Below are 2402 nucleotides of genomic sequence, written 5' to 3'. Positions count from 1 at the left end.
CCGTACGCCCGCGCCGTGGACGGCGCTCGGTCGCTGGGGCACATGCTTGCCGAGCACGTTGGACACCAGCAGATGCGCGCGCTTGGGGTTGCGCCGCAGCGCCAGCCCCAGCAGTTCGCGCAGTTCATCGCCGCCTTCGAGCCCGACTCCCAGCCGGTCCGCGACCCACTGCCCCGACCACATCACGTCGTACGCCCCATCAGCCCGCTCAGCCCCGTCAACCCGCTCAGCCCCATCAACCCACTCAGCCCCGTCAACCCTGTCCGCTCCATCCGTCCGTAGCCCCTTACCCCGTCCGCAACCCCGCCGCCAACAGCTCCACAAAGCTGATGTGCTCCTGGGCCACGCCGAAAACCTCCGCGCGCCGCAGGGTCCGCTCGGCCCAGGCGCGGTGCGGCTTCACCTCGTTCATCTTGTTGGTGTACGCCGAGCGCAGCACACCGCCCCCGTTGCGCTCCGGCTCGAGGATGTCCACGGCGTCGCTGTACTCCTCGTGGCTGACCACGGACAGCGCATGCACGGGGGCGACATGCGTCGGGTGGATGCAGGTCTTGCCCTGCAGGCCGTTGGCGCGGTCGAGTTCGATCTCGCGCAGCAGCCCGTCGATGTCGTGCTCGATGAGGGCGGTGCGCAGCGACGACGCGGCGCGGCCGGTGAAGGGGCTGAGGCGCAGCTGCGGTTTGAACATCCGCTCGTGCGGTTTGAAGTACTCCCACACCGGCCCGGTGACCGTGAAGCCGGTGCCGTCCGCGCGGCCCAGCATGTTCACCACGTCCGCGATGACGGAGGCGACGAGCTGTACGTCGTACGCCGTCATATCGGGCGCCCGGCGCAGCCCGTAGGCCGAGCACAGGTCGGTGACGCCGAGGCGGAGCGCCAGGACCCGCTCGCGGTGCTTGTCGACGGTGCGGCCGATACCGGCCAGGGTCTCGGTACGGGTCTCCCGGTGCATCAGCTCGGGCGATTCGAGGACCGGCATCGCGTACAGTTTCCGGCCGTCCAGGGCGTCGGCCGCCTGCGCGGTTTCGGCCGAAATCAGCGCCTCGATGAAGGGGACACCGCGCTCCTCGGTGAACTTCGGCAGTACGAATCCGGACAGCAGTCGCGTGGCGGAGCCGAGCCGCTGGACGAGGTCGACGATCTGCTCGGGGGTCCGGACGCGGACGAACAGCAGGGGCAGCGGGAGGTGCGGGCCGCGCGCCGAGAGTTCGCTCAGCTGCCGCACCAGGTTCTCCTCGGCCGCGGGCACCTCGTTGTCGTCTATCGAGTCCTCCAGGCAGAGCACCATGGAGGTAACGCCCTGACCTGCCTGTTTGGCGATGTCATCGGCGAGGCGGGGGCGGGTGGCAGGGCTGTAGAGGGTAGCGCCGAGCGCAACGGCGAGCGTCTGGGCCGGGGAGTCAGCGGTGAATTCGCCGGGCTCCCGGTGGAACAGTTCTTTCCGCACCTCGGCCGACAGGTGTCCAAAATGCCGCATAGTTCTCCCCACGCTGTCGTGCCCGCGCTGGCCGCTCCGGCCCGGGTGGTGGCCGATAATCGTACGTGCGGCGATGGGTCAAAAGTTCCCCAAGGGTGTGAAAATCGCGTAACTCATGTGCGTCCACTGCGTGTCCGGGATACTGACCCATCCACCCTTTCCGATCTTTTCCCAGCCCCGCACAGGCCCCCTGCGTTGTCCCAGCAAGGTCCGGGAGGGCAGGATTGCGGCCATGACGCACGCGATGCTGAAGGGATCGAACATCCCGCTGGAGGCCACCGCCGTACGGGCCGTGCTCCGCTGGACTCCCGGCACGGACGTACCCGATGTGGACGCCTCGGCGCTGCTGCTGGGCGCGGACGACCGTGTGCGTTCGGATGAGGACTTCGTCTTCTACAACCAGCCACGCCATCCGTCCGGCCTGGTGCGGCATCTGCCCAAGAAGCGGGTGCCGGAGGGGCTGACGGACACCGTCGAGGCCGATCTGGCGGCGCTGGAGCCGGCCGTCCACCGGGTGGTGCTGGCCGCGTCGGCGGACGGCGGCACCTTCGGCCAGGTGACGGATCTGAGCCTGCTGGTGTACGACGCCTCGGGCGGGGCGGACGCGGCACCGCTCGCGGAGTTCGTGGTGGCGCCGGAGACCGGCCAGGAGACCGCACTGCTGTGCGGTGAGTTCTACCGCCGCGGGGGCTCGTGGAAGTTCCGCGCGCTCGGGCAGGGCTATGAGTCGGGGCTGGTCGGGCTGGCCACCGAGTACGGCATCTCGGTGGACGACGGCGAGGGCGGCGGCGAGGACAACAGCGAGGCCGGCGCCGCCCCCGGCCCGGGCACGGACGCCCCCACAAACGGGACCGGAAACGGAAACGAGGGCCGGCCGGAGTCCACGCCCGCCCCCGTGCCACCGCCCCCAGTGGCCGCCATGGAC

General features: G+C 70.0%; 3 protein-coding genes. 1 reads left to right on the top strand and 2 read right to left on the bottom strand.

All coding sequences use genetic code 11. From position 1 onward, the window contains the following. Together CCN51_RS47645 and CCN51_RS47640 are read right to left on the bottom strand one after the other, a co-directional pair. A partial coding sequence (locus CCN51_RS47645) for a phosphoribosyltransferase domain-containing protein (protein ID WP_425444801.1) occupies positions 1 to 186 on the bottom strand: 186 nt, incomplete at its 3' end. 100 nt (positions 187 to 286) lie between these two features. Next, entirely contained in the window at positions 287 to 1477 is a 1191-nt protein-coding gene (locus tag CCN51_RS47640; RefSeq protein WP_014180052.1) for an HpcH/HpaI aldolase/citrate lyase family protein, read from the bottom strand. 232 nt (positions 1478 to 1709) lie between these two features. On the opposite strand from CCN51_RS47640, the gene CCN51_RS47635 reads away from it, so the two are divergent. Beyond that, positions 1710 to 2402, top strand: a 693-nt coding sequence (locus CCN51_RS47635) for a TerD family protein (protein WP_143676143.1), incomplete at its 3' end; no start/stop codon positions are given.

This window comes from Streptomyces milbemycinicus (genome assembly GCF_002154605.1).
GTDB lineage: Bacteria > Actinomycetota > Actinomycetes > Streptomycetales > Streptomycetaceae > Streptomyces > Streptomyces milbemycinicus.
This window is presented reverse-complemented; position numbering and strand designations above follow the sequence as displayed.